Origin of the sequence: Massilia luteola, assembly GCF_034420155.1 — a bacterium.
GTDB classification, from domain to species: domain Bacteria; phylum Pseudomonadota; class Gammaproteobacteria; order Burkholderiales; family Burkholderiaceae_D; genus Telluria; species Telluria luteola.
In genome coordinates this window covers 78204-92712 of the sequence record NZ_JAXOFN010000019.1, presented here as the reverse complement: position 1 = coordinate 92712, position 14509 = coordinate 78204, and the positions used below count along the sequence as shown (strand labels likewise).

Sequence of the window (14509 nt, the reverse complement as noted above, 5' to 3'; positions counted from 1 at the left end):
CATGCGTTCGAAAAATCAGCGCATTCGCCGTGATCGAACCGTGTTCTGCTCATCATTTCTGGGCGCCGAATCAGTAACACATCTTTATCCATCTGCAAACACGCGCCGGGATCGTACATGCGCGTGAGGGAAACAGGACAATGTCGGAAATTCAGCTCTTTCAGCTCGCGTTGATCGCTTTCGCTGCAAGTCTCTTGGTCAGTGTGCTCATCGTCCTGTCGCAAAAATGGCATGGCGGCCTGTCGCACGACCATGATCTGGATGGTGTGCAAAAAGTGCATACGACTGCAGTTCCTCGCATCGGAGGACTGGGTGTCATCACTGGCATTCTGGTGGGGGGCATAGCATTTCGAAGCTTGTACCAGGCGGGACAAACATCGTCGATCGGCGCGGACATGTTGCTGTTGGTCGTCGCGAGCCTGCCTGCCTTTGTGGCCGGTCTGATCGAGGACTTCACGAAGCGCGTGTCGGTACGGATGCGCTTGACGGCAACCGCGTTGAGCGCGCTGGCCGCCAGCGCATTATTGGGTGCGACCCTGAGTGACCTGGACCTCTGGGGCGTGGATGCGCTGCTTGCCTTCGTGCCGTTCGCGCTCCTCGTGACTGCCGTCGTCGTGGCCGGCGGTTCGAATGCGATCAACATCATCGACGGATTCAACGGCCTGTCCAGCAGCACGATCGTCATCATGGCCGCAGGCCTGGCCGCGGTTGCACTGCGGTGCGGCGACAACCTCGTGGCGAATCTCGGCGTGCTGTGCATCGGCGCCACGCTCGGTTTCATGGCGTTGAACTATCCGCGCGGTAAACTCTTCCTGGGCGACGGCGGTGCTTATTTCCTCGGATTTTGGGTTTCCGAAATGGCGGTGCTGCTGCTGGTACGTAACGCCAGCGTGAATGCCTGGCAAGTGCTGTCCATCTGCGCGTATCCTGTCATCGAAGTGCTTTTCAGCATTTATCGTCGACGCTTCATCCAGAAAGTCAGCCCGGGCGCGCCGGACGCGCTGCACCTGCATACCCTCGTGTATCGCCGGATCGTATTCAGATACGTTGACAAGAATTCCAAGAATCCATGGAAGCGCAATGCCGCGGTAGCATGCATCATCCCTCCCGTCGTCGCCGTTTGCGTGGCGGTGAGCGTGGCGGTCGGGACGTCGATCGCAATGAGCATCCTGACCGTACTGGCCCAGGTTGTGATCTACGTCGCAGTGTATGGACGTCTGGTGCGTGGACGCTGGACCGCTGGCGAGGCAGGCAGGATCGGTTCCAATGTCACCGTGAACGCCAAGTTGCGGTGAAGCGTTTCAGAACCAAGATGAAAAAACGGACCCTCAGCGGGTCCGTTTTTGCATCCACCAGTGCTCGAACCATATCGCGAACTGAAGCAAGAGGCCGGTGGCGAACATGAAGTCGGAAAATATGCCTGTGCGGGCTGCCGCCGCAATCACGCCCGTCACGATGAAAAATGTCCGCAAAGTGGGAAGACTACGATCGAGCGACGTGCTGAAATGCACGAGCAAGGCTTCCATGTTGGCAGCGGAATGACGCTTCGGTAGTCTCAGTTTCATCTGCTGGCCTTTCTATGTCTGACCGTCTCATCGTTTTTTAAATACAGTCTAGCATGAGCTTTGTTGCCGGTCGTTACAATTGAAGAGATTTACAGTTATTTAAATTACCGGCGGCTACATAATTTTGCTTTTTTTACATTGCCTGCACAATTCGCTACATTGTGCATGTCAAAATAGCAACCCGTCGCGCAATTTACGGCCGTTCAGGTGACAGAATGGCAGCGATCGCGGCCTGTGACCAGAATTATTCTTCAGGAATAACGTCCCGCCGTTTTGAGTTTGATCGAATAGGCGGATTTTCCCCCGCCTTTTCCTCCAATCGTTTCCTCCCGGCATCGTCAATAATCCTATCCGTGAATGGGCCATTGTGCCCGCATGACCGGACAGCGAACCACCTTAAGCCACAGCCAGGAAGAGCGGAGAACAACGATGAACGTGAAGAAATTTACAGCGGCGACTTCCCGTGAAGCCCTGCGCAAAGTGCGCGAGGCATTGGGGCCGGACGCGGTCATCCTGTCGAATCGCCCGGTCGATGGCGTGGTCGAGATCCTGGCGCTGGACAACGACGACGTCGCGTCGCTGGCCTCGCCCGCGCCGGAATCGGAGATGGCGGCGCCGCGTCCGAACCTGCACATGCAGGAACCCTCGTTCGATGACCTGGAGCCGGCGCCGGCGCCGCGCCCGGCCGCGCGTCCTGCACGCGCTTTCCAGGAAGCGCCGCAGGCCCGTTCGTTCGCCGACGCCCCCGCAGCCCGTCCGTTCCAGGAAGCCCCGGCCGCACGCCAATCGCTGAATTCGCTGTACGACCTGGACGAGCCGGCCGCGCCCGCCGTGCCGCCGACGTATGCCAACCGCCGCGCCGCGCAACCGGAAGCGCCGGCCTTCGACATGGCCGCGATGACCGCGATGATGTCGGCCGCGATCGCCCAGGCGAAGGAATCCGCCGCCGCCGAAATGAGCGGCATGATGAGCGAAATCCGTGCCATGCGCGGCATGATGGAAACGCAACTGGCCGAACTGTCGTGGGGCAGCACCCAGCAGCGCGAACCGCAGAAAGCCGCCGTGCTGCGCGAGATGCTGGCCGCCGGCTTTTCGGCGAGCCTGTCGCGCTACCTGGTCGACAAGCTGCCAGCCGGTAAGGATGCGGCCGAGTCGCTGCGCTGGATCAAGACTGTCCTGTCGCGCAACATCACGACGATGGCCGACGAGGATGCCATCCTCGACCGCGGCGGCGTGTTCGCGCTGGTCGGCCCGACCGGCGTCGGCAAGACGACGACCACCGCCAAGCTGGCGGCGCGCTGCGTCATGCGCCACGGTCCGGAAAAGCTGGCGCTGATCACGACGGACGCCTATCGTATCGGCGGCCACGAACAACTGCGCATCTACGGCAAGATACTGGGCGTGATGGTGCACTCGGTGAAGGACGAGGCCGACCTGCGCATCGCCCTCAAGGAACTGCGCAACAAGCACACGGTGCTGATCGACACGATCGGCATGTCGCAGCGCGACCAGATGGTGACGGAGCAGGTCGCCATGCTGACGGAGTCTGGCGCCGACGTGAAGCGCCTGCTGTGCCTGAACGCGACGTCGACCAACGAGACCCTCAACGAAGTCGTGCGCGCCTACCAGGGCACCGGCCTGGCCGGCTGCATCATGACCAAGCTGGACGAGGCCGCATCGATCGGCAACGTGCTGGACGTGCTCGTGCGCCAGAAGCTGAACCTGTACTACATCTCCACCGGCCAGCGCGTGCCGGAAGACCTGCACCTGGCCGACCGCGCGATGCTCGTCGACCGCGCCTTCCGCAACAAGCGCGACGCCGCCGCCCAATTGCAAGATGCCGACCTGCCGCTGATGATGGCCGGCCTCGGCAACCTGAACAACGACCGTTCGCTGCGCGAGGTGTACGTTGGCTAGTTTCGACTTCGACCAGGCGGAGGGCCTGCGCCGGATGCTGGCGGGCCCCAAGCCGCGCATCGTGACCTTTCTTTCCGCCACGCCCGAGGATGACAAGGGCGCCATGCTCGTCAACCTGGGCGCTTCGCTGGCCCAGTCCGGCAATGACGTGATGATCGTGGACGCCTGCACGCGCGACTACGGCGTGGCCCAGCGCCTCGGCGTCGACCGCAGCCCCAGCCTGCTGCAGGTGGCGCGCCAGGAATGCGCGCTGAACCAGGTGATCCATCCGGTGCCGCAGGGATTCTCCGTGGTGAAGATGGCGCACGGCGCCGTCCCGGCGCATCCTTCCGCCGTGCGCGCGCATCCTTCCGTCGTTCCCGCGCAGGCGGGAACCCAAGTGTCTTCGAACAGCAGGGTGCGCCAGCAAGATTGGGCCCCCGCCTTCGCGGGGGCGACGGGAAGCGCGGGGACGACGGGGAGCGCGGGGGGAGCGGATGAGATGCGGCGTCTGGCCAAAGCCTTCGACGTGCTGGTCCAGCAATCGTCCGGCAGCATCGTGATCGTCGACGGGGAATTTTCCCAGGATGGCACGTTCTCCGTGCCGATCATGGCCACGTCCGAGATCGTCGTGCAGGTGTCGACGAGCGCCACGTCGATCACGAACGCGTATGCGTTGATCAAGCGGCTGTCGCAGCAGCTCGGCCGCCGTCCGTTCGGTATTCTTGTCACCGGCGCTACCGAAGCCGAGGCGAAGGTGGTATACGATAATATGTCATCTGCGGCAACTCGTTACTTGGCGGTAACGCTGAGCTCCATGGGCTCCGTGCCGGCGGACGAGTACCTGCACCGCGCCGCGCGCCTCGGGCGCGCCGTGGTCGACGCATTCCCGCTGGCCGGCGCTTCGGTGGCTTTCCGCCGCCTGGCCGGGCGCTTCGCGCGCACGGGCATCCAGCAGGGACGGGCCGCTTGAAGCGGCAATGATTAACCAATCACTGGAACCATGTACACGGTCAAAGGGAAAGCGGACAAGAACTCTCTGCTGACGGAGCACATGCCGTTGGTGAAGCGTCTCGCCCACCAGATGAAGGCCAAGCTCCCGCCGTCCGTCGAAGTCGATGACCTGGTACAGGCAGGCATGATGGGCCTGCTCGATGCGATCAACCGCTACGAGGAGAACCACGGCGCGCAGTTCGAGACCTATGCGGTGCTGCGCATCCGCGGCGCCATGCTGGACGAGCTGCGCAGCAGCGACTGGATGCCGCGCTCCACGCGCGCCAATATGCGCAAGGTCGAGCAGGCCATGGCTGCGCTGCAGCAGCAGCTGGGTCGTCCGCCCAGCGAATCCGAAGTGGCGAAGTCGCTCAAGCTGTCGCTGGCCGATTACCAGGACCTGCTGGGCGATTCCGGCGGCCACCAGCTCGTTTACTACGAGGATTTCCATGACGAAGAGGGCAGCGACAGTTTCCTCGACCGCTATGCCGTGGACGACGACGATCCGCTCAAGAGCCTGCTCGACACGGACTTCCGCCAGACCGTCATCGACGCCATCGATGCGCTGCCGCCGCGCGAGAAGATGCTGATGGGCCTGTACTACGAAGAGGAACTCAACCTCAAGGAAATCGGCGCCGTGATGGGCGTGTCGGAATCGCGCGTCTCGCAGCTGCACACCCAGGCCGTGGCGCGCCTGCGTACCTATCTGCGGGAGCGTTCGTGGACCTGACCAGCCTGCTCGGCCTCGCACTGGCGCTGGCCGGGGTCTTCGTTGGACACACGCTCGACGGCGGCAAATTCTCCTCGCTGATCCAGCCGGCCGCGTTCGCGATCGTCGTCGTCGGCACGTTCGGCGCCGTGCTGCTGCAGACCAAGGCGCAGGCGTTCGTGCGCGGCGTGCGCATGCTGCGCTGGGTGTTCATCACGCCGCCCGACCGCCGCCAGGCGCTCGCACGCGAGATCAACCTGTGGAGCCTGTCGGCACGGCGCGACGGGCTGCTGTCGCTCGAACAGTATGTGGCGAAGGCCGATCCGTTCATCCAGAAGGGCTTGCGCCTCGTCGTCGACGGCATCCAGCCGGACAAGCTGCGCAGCCTGCTCGACACGGAAATCAACACCTACGAATTCCGCGAACGGCAAGCCGCGCGCATCTGGGAATCGGCGGCCGGCTATGCGCCGACGGTCGGCATCCTCGGCGCCGTGCTGGGCCTGATCCACGTGATGGAAAACCTGTCCGACCCGTCGCGCCTGGGCGCCGGCATCGCCGTCGCGTTCGTCTCGACCGTGTACGGCGTCGGCCTCGCGAACCTGTTCTTCTACCCGGTCGGCAACAAGATCAAGGGCATCGTCGCCGAGCGCGTGACCCAGTACGAGATCCTCACCGATGTCTTCCACGACATCGCCACCGGCGACTACACGCGCGTGATCGAAGAGCGCGTGGCGTGCCTGCTGGCGCAGCACTGATTCCGCAGCCATGGCGCGCCGCCGACCGTACGAACAGGACACCGAGAACCACGAGCGCTGGCTGATTTCCTACGCCGACTTCATCACCTTGCTGTTCGCGTTCTTCGTCGTCATGTACGCAGTGTCCGTGGTTAATATCGGCAAGTACACGGTGCTGTCGGAAGCGCTGGGCGATGCGTTCGGCGGCCGCGGCGCCGCGAACCGGACGAATACCATGGTCGAGGTCGACGCGCTGCCCCTGTCGAACATCCTCGCCCACAAACGGGCGGAAGAGGCCAAGCGCGACCGTGCGCGCCTCGACCTGCTGGCGAAGAAGCTGGACAGCATCCTGAAACCCCTCGTGAACAGCGGCAAGGTGCGCGTGACGCAGACGGCGCGCGGCGTCACGCTGGAGATCAATGCCAGCGTCCTGTTCGACGAAGGCGACGCCGCGCTGACGCCCCCGGCCCAGGAAACCCTGCGCACCGTCGCCGACCTGCTCAAGGACGATCCGCACGGGATCGAAGTCGAAGGTTTTACCGACAATACGCCGATCGGCAACCCGGCGTTCGCGTCGAACTGGGAATTGTCCGCGGTGCGCGCCACCACCGTCGTGCGCCTGTTCGCGGCGAACGGCGTGGCCGAGGAACGGCTGGCGGCCGTGGGACGCGGCGCCAACCGGCCGATCGCGTCGAACCTCGACCCCATCGGGCGCGCGCGCAACCGGCGCGTGGCCGTCACCATTCTCTCCGGCGCCGGCGCCTGACGCCGCGCCTGCGCGGTACAATCGTTCCCGCCCGACAGCACTGTCGAACGAACGAGGAGACCGGATGAACTTGCATGCAAGCCTGAGCGTCGACGCAAGACATGACAAGGTATGGATCACCTTCAGGGCGGAGAATCGCGGCGAGCGCCGGGTGTGGCTGCCGCGCGCGCTGGATGCCGATGTCCGGCCCGCCGGCCGCCTGTTCGACGTGCGCGCGCATCCGGGCGGTGCGTCCGTCGCCTATGTCGGCGCCACCGCCGCGCGTGCAGCATCCGGCTGGTTCGAACTGCCGCCGCACTCCGCCCACACGCACACCATCGACATCACGGCCGACTACGCCTTCCGTCCGGGCGACCACACGTACGAGCTGCGCTACGCCGGCCTGGCGCTGGCTGACATCCACCAGCCCGACGCCACGACGCCGCTCGTCACGGAGCCGGTGATGTTCCGGCATATCGCGCCCTAATTGCGCCGCACGGTCCGGTAGGGATTGTTTTCGCTGAAGTATTCGTGCGAATCGGCGTTGTCGATGGCCCGGTCCGGATCGCTGCCCGCCAGCGCGGCGGCCGCGGCCTGCCCATATACCCAATCGTCGGTCCCGGCCACGACGGTGAAATGGCTCATCTCGTGCACCAGTGTGCCGCCTTTGGAATCGGTGCCCGTCAGCGGCGCCGTCCAGAAGGCCTTGCAGACGTGGATCGTGTACGGCGCGTTCGGATAGACATAGGCGTACCACCGCTGGCTGCATGCGCAGTCGACCGTGATTGGCCGGGTGGCGAACGCGTCGCGGATGGCCGCGACGTGGCGGGCGACGGTCGTCGCGCGGGCATTGTCCACCGGGCCGAACCAGCCCGTGTAGCGCACCGCCAGCGCCTGGCCCTGCAGGTAGGCGTCGGCATCCTGCACCATCGCCAGGCCGGCCTGGACGGCGCCGGCGATGCCGTCCTGCTGCGCGTTCGAACAGTGGGCATAGGCGAGGCCGCTGCCGGCAGGAGCAGCCGCAGGAGGCGGTTCCGGCATCCCCCGCGGCAGGCGGCCATCGATCCACACGGCGGCTGACTGCGACGACGTCCCGGCCCGGCCGTGCGGCCGGAACGCGTGGGGCCGGCCGGCCACCTGCAGGCGCTCGGCACGGTAGCGCACGCTGTAGGCGCCCGTGATGTCCATCCGGTACAGCGCGGACAGTTCCACGCGCACGCTGCGCGCGGCGCCCGGCCTGAGCGCGACGAAATCGGCGGCCGTCGGCGCCGGGCGCTTCGCCTGGATGCCCAGGTAGGTGACGGGCAAGCCGTCGCGCGTGACGTCGAACAGTGGCGCCTGCACGCCGGCGAACGGCGTCTGCCAGGTCGGCACGTAGAGCGTCGTGCTCGACGTATTGCGGAGCGTCACCGTCACGACGACGTCGTCGCTGTGCATCAGGCTTTGCCGGACCGGCGTGACGTCGACGACGATGCCGCCCGGCGCCGCCGCCCGGCCGTCCGCCACCAGCAGCAGGGCGGCGAGCATGCCGCCGGTCCAGCGCGCGTTACCGTTCATGTGTGCCTCCAGGGGAAGTGCAAACCTCCGTTGTAGCGCGGCTTCCGGCTGTTGGTATTGCTGCATCGCAATATTTGTCGTTGCGATACCTTCGTGATGACGATCAAGTTGCTACATTGATGCAACATTTCAACGAGCAACGTAAGTATTGCTCGATCAATATTTAATAACTTGTTATCATATATTGATTCCCTGAATATAAAAGTTGCCATCGGGAATCTCCTCCATTCACGCCGCTACGGCATTGCCGGCGGCGCCAATCGCTGCATCACATGAATATCGAGCACGACAGCCACGCTTCCTGCATGAGCGGACTTCGCACGACCGGCGCCGGCGCCGCCATCGCGGCATGAGGCGGCGGGCGCGCAGGATGCCGTCCGCCGTGCGGCTGTCCATCCTCACGGCGCTGCTGGCCGTGTTCATGGCCTGGCTCGCGCTGGGCCATGGCACGTCCCTGCCGTGGGATCCGCGCTGGTACCTGACGGCGCACACGGCAATGGAAGTGTTTTCGGTGGTCGTGGCGATGCTCGTGTTTTCCACGGGCTGGCACGGCATCGGCCGCGACATGCCGATCCGTGTGGCCCTGCTGTCGCCGACCGCGCTGGTGGTCGGCCTGCTCGACTTCGGCCACCTGATGTCGGTGCAGGGCATGCCCGGCGTGGCGGGGCCGGGCAGCGTCGGATGCGGCATCGAATTCTGGCTGCTGGCGCGCACCGTCAGCGCGTGCGCGCTGCTCATCGCCGCGTTTGCCCCGCGCGAGCGGGTCGTCGGCCGCCGCGTGCGCGGCTGGGCGCTGGCGGCAGCGCTGGGCATTGCCGCGCTCGGCTTCTGGGTGGCAGTCGACAATCCGCTGGCGCTGCCGCCGACCTTCGTGCCGGGGCAGGGCCTGACGCGGTTCAAGATCGATGCCGAAGTCGTGCTGATCGCCCTGAATGCCGTCGCCGCGCTGTTCCTGCTGCGGCGCGCGCTGCTCACCCGCTTGCGCACCGACCGCTACCTGGCCGCGACGGCCGCGGTGATGGCGCTGGGCGGCGTCAGCTTCACGCTGTACGCGCGTCCGGACGACGTCATGAACATGGCCGGCCACGTGTACAAGGTGATCGCCTACCTGTGCCTGCACCGCGCGATCTGGGTGGCCGCCGTGCACGCGCCCTACCTGCGCCTGCAGCGTTCGGAACGTTCGCTGGCCGAGAGCGAGGCCAGCTTCCGCAGCCTGATGGAATGCGCGCCGGACGCCATCCTGCTGGTCGGCGCGGAAGGGCGCATCACGATGATGAATGCGCGCGCGGAAAGCCTGTTCGGCGTGGCGCGCGAGGCGGCCGCGGGCCTGCCGCTGGACATGCTGGTGCCGGCGGCCGCCGGCGACGCCGAGGTGGATTGCCGCAGCCGCTCCGGCGCCGCCTTCCCGGCCGAGGTGCGCCGCGCCGGCATGCCGAGCGGCCAGCAGGTGGCCATCGTGCGCGACGTGTCGGAGCGGCGCCGGCTCGAACGGGCCCTGGTCGAACAGCTCACCCACGACGCCCTGACGGGCCTGCCGAACCGCAACCGCATCCTCGAGACGCTGGACGAGGCGATCGCCGGCGCGTGCCTGAACGGCCGCACCCTGGCCGTGCTCGTGTTCGACCTGCACGAATTCCGCAAGATCAACAGTGGCTACGGCTACGGCGGCGGCGACGACGTGCTGCGCGAATGCGTCGTCCGCCTATCGGGCCTGCTGGCGGGCGGCGACATGCTGGCGCGCCAGGGCGGCAACGAATTCATCGTCGTGCAGAAGCAGTCCGGCCAGGAGGCCGCCGCGGCGCTGGCCGGCCGGCTGCTGGACGCCATGCGCGAACCGTTCCCGATCGGCGGGCAGCACGTGTTCCTGGCCGCCAGCGTCGGCATCGCACTGCTGCCGGATGGGAGCTGCGGCGCGCACGAACTGCTGCAGATGGCGCAGGTGGCGATGGCCGCCGCGCGCGCCGACGGTCCGGCGCGCCACTGCTTCCACACGGACGCGATGGCGCAGGCGATCCGCGAGCGGGTCGACCTGGAAGCGCTGCTGCGCCATGCCGTCGAGCGCAACCAGTTCGTGCTGCAATACCAGCCGCGCGTCGACCTGGCCAGCGGCGCCGTGCTCGGCGTGGAGGCCCTCGTGCGCTGGCGCCATCCGGTGCTGGGCCTCGTGCCGCCGGCGCGCTTCATTCCGCTGGCCGAGGAGACGGGCCTGATCGACGACCTCGACATGTGGGTGCTGGACGAAGCCTGCGCGCGCGCGGCCGCGTGGCGCGCGCAAGGGCTGCCGCCGCTGCAGGTGTCCGTCAACCTGTCGGCGCGCCAGTTCCAGCAGGCCGGGCTGGCGCAGCGGGTCCGGGCCGCGCTGGAACGCAGCAACCTGCCGCCGGCCTGCCTGGAGATCGAGATCACGGAAAGCACGGTGATGCGCGACACCGGCGAAGCGACGAGCGTGCTGCGCTCGCTGAAGGCGCTCGGCGTGGCGCTGTCGATCGACGATTTCGGTACCGGCTATTCGTCGCTCAGCTATCTGAAACGCTTCCCGATCGACGTGCTCAAGATCGACCGTTCGTTCGTGAGCGACGTGACGGCCGATCCGAACGACGCCGCGATCGCGCGCGCCATCATCGCGCTGGCGCATACGCTGAACCTGGAGGCGGTGGCGGAGGGTGTCGAGACGGCCGAGCAGGTGGCCTTTTTGCGCGAGAACGGGTGCGACGAAATCCAGGGTTATTATTTCAGTCCGCCCGTGTGGCCGGAGCAGATCGAGGCGATGTTTGCCGAACGGCGAACCCCCGTAGCGACGTAGGGTGGACCGGGGCGCGCACCCGGTTCCGCCGTGTTGGCGTTGCGCGTGGGCACAGGGTGCCCACCCTACGCATGTGTTCGATAGGACGGCGACGCAGTGAACTCAGCCGACCGCGAACCGCCGCGACGGCCCCGTCGACATGGTCTGGCCGCCCGGTCCGTAGACACCGGCCGCATTGCCCGCGGGACCGCGCAATTCGTTCAGTGCCGCCTGGGCCTGGCCCAGCTGGCGGTTGACGAGCATGCCGTTGACGCGGTTGAGTTCCTTCGCCGCGCGGGTCAGGTCCAGCAGGCGGTTCCACTCGGCGCGCTGCTCGTCGTTGCCGCCCACGGCCAGCCAGGGCTCCATCCCGGCTTCGCTCCCGGGAAAGCCGGCGGCGGCGAGGGCCTTGTGGCGTACGCGCGACAGGGTCGCGGCGCGCTGCGCCAGTTGCAGCTTGTTGGGGGTGATGGTAGAGAGGCCATCCGCATCCGCACTGATCAGGAGCTGTTGCTCCGTCTTCATCAGTTCCACGATGGAACCGATCACTTGCTGTTCGTCGCGCAGGGTTGCGCCAGGGGATGCAATGGCCATGGGTTATCTACTGTTTGCGGGAATGCAGCAGATCGCGCACTGTATCCAACAGGCCATCCGCCACTTTCTCCGAATTCACTTGGAAATGGCCATCCGCGATGGCCGCCTTGATGCGTTCAACCTTCTTGCTGTCGAACACTTGATTGGTACCGCCGGCCGCAAGCGCCTGGCCTTGCGAGGACAGGCGTACGGTGTCGGTCGCCGCAGGCGAGACCGTCTTCGCGGCGGCCGCGTCGCTGCTCTTCGCGGTCGTGGCCGTGTTGTTGGCCTGCACGCCTGCATTGTTCTTGAGTGTATCGTTGATTTTCACAGCATCATCCTTCTCAGGTCGGAGCCGAAAGCCCGGGATCTGCCTAAGTAACGGCGCTGTTGCCGAAAACTTTAGGGGACATCAAACAAAGTGCGGGCGCATGCCGCACTTTTCAAAGTCCCATCGACGATCCGTGATGTCAGTGTCTCCCGTGCTGCCTTAAAACGCCACCTCGACCATGCCGCCGGCCCGCGCCGTGCCGCTGACGACCGCGCCGCCCGGCGTGCGCACCTGCACGATCTGGCCGTCGCTGGCGTTGCCGATGGCCTTGCCTTCGGCCGATACTGAAAATCCGTTGCCGTTCGAAACCAGGCGTACGGCCTGGCCCTGCTGCACGACGGGACGGCTGCGCAGCGTGTCCAGGCGCAGCGGCGTGCCGGCCGCCAGCGACACCGTCGGCGTGCGGCCAAGCGCCTGCGCCATGTCCGTGATGATGCCGTTGGGCATGGAGGCGATGTCGCCTTTCACCAACACCAGCTGGCTTTGCTCGATCGGCTGGCCCTGCGCGAGCGGCAGCGCCGCGGCGACATAGTCCGCCTGCACGTTCACCTGCGCCTGCACGAAGAGCGTCCAGTTCGACGGCGCCGTGCAGCGCACGCCCACCGTCGTCTTGCCCCAGGCGCGCGCGCCTGGCTGCAGGAAGGCTTCCGGCGCCGGGCAGGCGGCGAGGGCGGTGCGGGCGTCGATCGCGCCCACCTTCACCGTCACGGTGCCGGGCAGGCCCGCCGTCTGGGTGTGCAAGAATTGCTCGACGACGGTGCGCAGGGCATTGATGTTCTGGCGGCCGGCGGGCGTCGTCTGCGCGGAGGCCAGCGAGGCGGCGCCGACGAGCAGGGCGGTAAGGAGCGTGCGTTTCATGGTTGAGCGGTACGGGTTTTTGCGACGCTGCCATCTTAGGTCCGGCGCGCCGCCGCCGAACCGCCGAATAGCCGGGTTTTGGGTCTCTTTATTGCCCGATTGGAAGAGTCCACCGGTCCGTATGATCCATGCTGTCCACCACCAGATGCCTGGGAAAAACGGAGCCACCATGATCGGCAAACTCGACGATTACCTGCGTTTCAATGAAACCGCGCTCAGCCTGCGCTCGCAGCGCCAGGAATTGCTCGCGTCGAACATCGCCAACGCGGACACGCCGAATTTCAAGGCGCGCGACATCGATTTTTCCAGCGCCCTGCAGGGTGCGCTGGCGCGCGCGGCGAACAACGCGCCGCTGGCGACGACGTCCGGCGCGCATTATCCGAACGGCCAGGCGGCGGCCGACGGCAAGACGCTGGGGGACGGTGCCACGCCCGTGCTGTACCGCACGGTGACGCAGGGCGCCGTCGACGGCAACACGGTCGACATGGACACGGAACGCACCCAGTTCGCCGATAACGCGCTGCGCTACGAAGCCGGCATCACGATGCTCAACCAGCAGATCCGCAACATGCTCGCGGCCATCCAGGGAGGCCAGTAATCATGTCCTTATTTAATGTCTTCAACGTGGCCGGCTCGGCCATGAGCGCCCAGGCCCAGCGCCTGAACACGACGGCCAGCAACCTCGCCAACGCCGACAGCGCGACCAGCGCCACGGGCGAGGCCTACCGCGCCAAGCAGGTCGTGTTCGAGGCCGTCCCGATGGACCAGGGCACCGGCGTCAAGGTGCGCGAAGTGGTCGAGGACGCGTCGCCGCTGAAGCAGGTGTACGACCCCAAGAATCCCCTCGCCGACGACAAGGGCTATGTCTCGATGCCCAACGTGAACGTGGTCGACGAAATGGTCAACATGCTGTCGGCCTCGCGCTCGTACCAGACGAACGTCGAGACCATGAACGCGGCCAAGACCATGCTGCTCAAGACACTGACCCTCGGCCAGTAATCCGGACTATCACCCTCTACTCACACTGACACGCTCCCATGGCGACCGTAACCGACACCACCAGCACACCCATCACCGACCTGATGTCGACGATGAACGCGAAGAAGACGACCAGCACGGACGACGTCTCCGCCGACACCGACAAGTTCATGACCCTGCTGGTGACCCAGCTGCAGAACCAGGACCCGCTGAACCCGATGGACAACGCCCAGATGACGAGCCAGCTCGCGCAGCTGCAGACCGTGACCGGCGTGAACAAGTTGAACACGACCCTGGAATCGCTGAAGTCCAGCTACCAGAGTTCGGAAGCGGTGCAGGCGACGAACCTGATCGGCCGCGGCGTGCTCGTCGACGGCAACAACGTCACCCTGGCGGGCAGCAAGGGCGTTCTCGGCGTGAACCTGGCCAGCGATGCGGACGACGTCAAGATCGTCATCAGCGACGCGAAGGGCAACGAGGTCGAGACGATGGACCTGGGCGCGCAGAAGGCCGGCGTCACGCCGCTCGCGTGGGACGGCGTGCCCGATGCGACCAAGCTGGACAGCAGCGGCAAGCCGATCACGCTGGCCGACGGCAACTATACGTTCAAGGTCGTGGCGTCGCGCGCCGGCGCCGCCCTGACCGACGCCGGCGGCCTGTCGCTCGACAGCGTCGCCAGCGTCACGACCAACAATACCGATGGCGTCAAGGTGAACCTGTCCAGCAAGGGCGCGCTCACGCTGGCCGACATCAGGCAAGTCCTGTAAGCGCCGCTTACACAACGATCG

The 14509-nt window shown here is 65.8% G+C and carries 16 protein-coding genes; 11 read left to right on the top strand and 5 right to left on the bottom strand.

Annotated features, from left to right (window positions below):
* Window positions 1-140 precede the first annotated feature (140 nt).
* Window positions 141-1295 (top strand): MraY family glycosyltransferase, encoded by a 1155-nt coding sequence (locus U9J41_RS19140; RefSeq protein ID WP_322403755.1) that lies wholly within the window; start codon window positions 141-143, stop codon window positions 1293-1295.
* Window positions 1296-1328: 33 nt separating this feature from the next.
* Here the strand turns inward: U9J41_RS19140 and U9J41_RS19135 are convergent, their stop codons facing one another.
* The gene (locus U9J41_RS19135) at window positions 1329-1565 is read right to left on the bottom strand and encodes a hypothetical protein (RefSeq protein ID WP_322403754.1); all 237 of its coding nucleotides are present in this window, start codon (window positions 1563-1565) and stop codon (window positions 1329-1331) included.
* Between the two features lie 429 nt (window positions 1566-1994).
* Between U9J41_RS19135 and flhF the strand changes: the two genes are divergently transcribed.
* The 6 genes from flhF (at window position 1995) to U9J41_RS19105 (ending at window position 7129) form a co-directional block, all read left to right on the top strand.
* Window positions 1995-3482 (top strand): flagellar biosynthesis GTPase FlhF, encoded by a 1488-nt coding sequence (gene flhF / locus U9J41_RS19130; RefSeq protein WP_322403753.1) that lies wholly within the window; start codon window positions 1995-1997, stop codon window positions 3480-3482.
* Window positions 3475-4434, top strand: a complete 960-nt coding sequence (locus U9J41_RS19125; protein ID WP_322403752.1) for a MinD/ParA family ATP-binding protein — start codon at window positions 3475-3477, stop codon at window positions 4432-4434. Before flhF ends, U9J41_RS19125 begins: the two co-directional genes overlap by 8 nt.
* A gap of 30 nt (window positions 4435-4464) precedes the next feature.
* Window positions 4465-5184, top strand: coding sequence for an RNA polymerase sigma factor FliA (locus tag U9J41_RS19120; protein WP_322403751.1), 720 nt, complete (start codon window positions 4465-4467; stop codon window positions 5182-5184).
* A complete protein-coding gene (locus U9J41_RS19115) occupies window positions 5175-5918 on the top strand; it encodes a flagellar motor protein (protein ID WP_322403750.1) in 744 nt (247 codons plus the stop codon). Before U9J41_RS19120 ends, U9J41_RS19115 begins: the two co-directional genes overlap by 10 nt.
* 10 nt (window positions 5919-5928) lie before the next feature.
* On the top strand, window positions 5929-6663 hold the full coding sequence (gene motD / locus U9J41_RS19110; RefSeq protein WP_322403749.1) for a flagellar motor protein MotD: 735 nt from the start codon (window positions 5929-5931) through the stop codon (window positions 6661-6663).
* 64 nt (window positions 6664-6727) lie between these two features.
* Entirely contained in the window at window positions 6728-7129 is a 402-nt protein-coding gene (locus U9J41_RS19105) for a hypothetical protein (protein WP_322403748.1), read from the top strand.
* Here the strand turns inward: U9J41_RS19105 and U9J41_RS19100 are convergent.
* Entirely contained in the window at window positions 7126-8199 is a 1074-nt protein-coding gene (locus U9J41_RS19100; protein ID WP_322403747.1) for a M35 family metallo-endopeptidase, read from the bottom strand. The genes U9J41_RS19105 and U9J41_RS19100 overlap by 4 nt on opposite strands.
* 382 nt (window positions 8200-8581) lie before the next feature.
* Between U9J41_RS19100 and U9J41_RS19095 the strand changes: the two genes are divergently transcribed.
* Window positions 8582-11002 carry a bifunctional diguanylate cyclase/phosphodiesterase gene (locus U9J41_RS19095; RefSeq protein WP_322403746.1) on the top strand — a complete coding sequence of 807 codons (2421 nt, stop codon included), beginning with the start codon at window positions 8582-8584 and terminating at the stop codon, window positions 11000-11002.
* A gap of 102 nt (window positions 11003-11104) precedes the next feature.
* Here the strand turns inward: U9J41_RS19095 and U9J41_RS19090 are convergent, their stop codons facing one another.
* From U9J41_RS19090 to flgA, 3 genes are all read right to left on the bottom strand, one after another.
* Window positions 11105-11575, bottom strand: coding sequence for a flagella synthesis protein FlgN (locus U9J41_RS19090; RefSeq protein WP_322403745.1), 471 nt, complete (start codon window positions 11573-11575; stop codon window positions 11105-11107).
* 7 nt (window positions 11576-11582) lie between these two features.
* Window positions 11583-11885: a flagellar biosynthesis anti-sigma factor FlgM gene (flgM, locus tag U9J41_RS19085; RefSeq protein ID WP_056443589.1), complete on the bottom strand. Its 303-nt coding sequence runs from the start codon at window positions 11883-11885 to the stop codon at window positions 11583-11585.
* A gap of 159 nt (window positions 11886-12044) precedes the next feature.
* Window positions 12045-12743, bottom strand: coding sequence for a flagellar basal body P-ring formation chaperone FlgA (gene flgA / locus U9J41_RS19080; protein ID WP_322403744.1), 699 nt, complete (start codon window positions 12741-12743; stop codon window positions 12045-12047).
* A 169-nt stretch (window positions 12744-12912) separates the two neighbouring features.
* Between flgA and flgB the strand changes: the two genes are divergently transcribed.
* The 3 genes from flgB to U9J41_RS19065 are packed head-to-tail and all read left to right on the top strand — an operon-like array spanning window position 12913 to window position 14488.
* Entirely contained in the window at window positions 12913-13341 is a 429-nt protein-coding gene (gene flgB, locus U9J41_RS19075) for a flagellar basal body rod protein FlgB (protein WP_322403743.1), read from the top strand.
* A gap of 2 nt (window positions 13342-13343) precedes the next feature.
* Window positions 13344-13742: a flagellar basal body rod protein FlgC gene (gene flgC, locus U9J41_RS19070; protein WP_056443580.1), complete on the top strand. Its 399-nt coding sequence runs from the start codon at window positions 13344-13346 to the stop codon at window positions 13740-13742.
* A 38-nt stretch (window positions 13743-13780) separates the two neighbouring features.
* Window positions 13781-14488, top strand: coding sequence for a flagellar hook assembly protein FlgD (locus tag U9J41_RS19065; RefSeq protein ID WP_322403742.1), 708 nt, complete (start codon window positions 13781-13783; stop codon window positions 14486-14488).
* The last annotated feature ends 21 nt before the right edge of the window (window positions 14489-14509 follow it).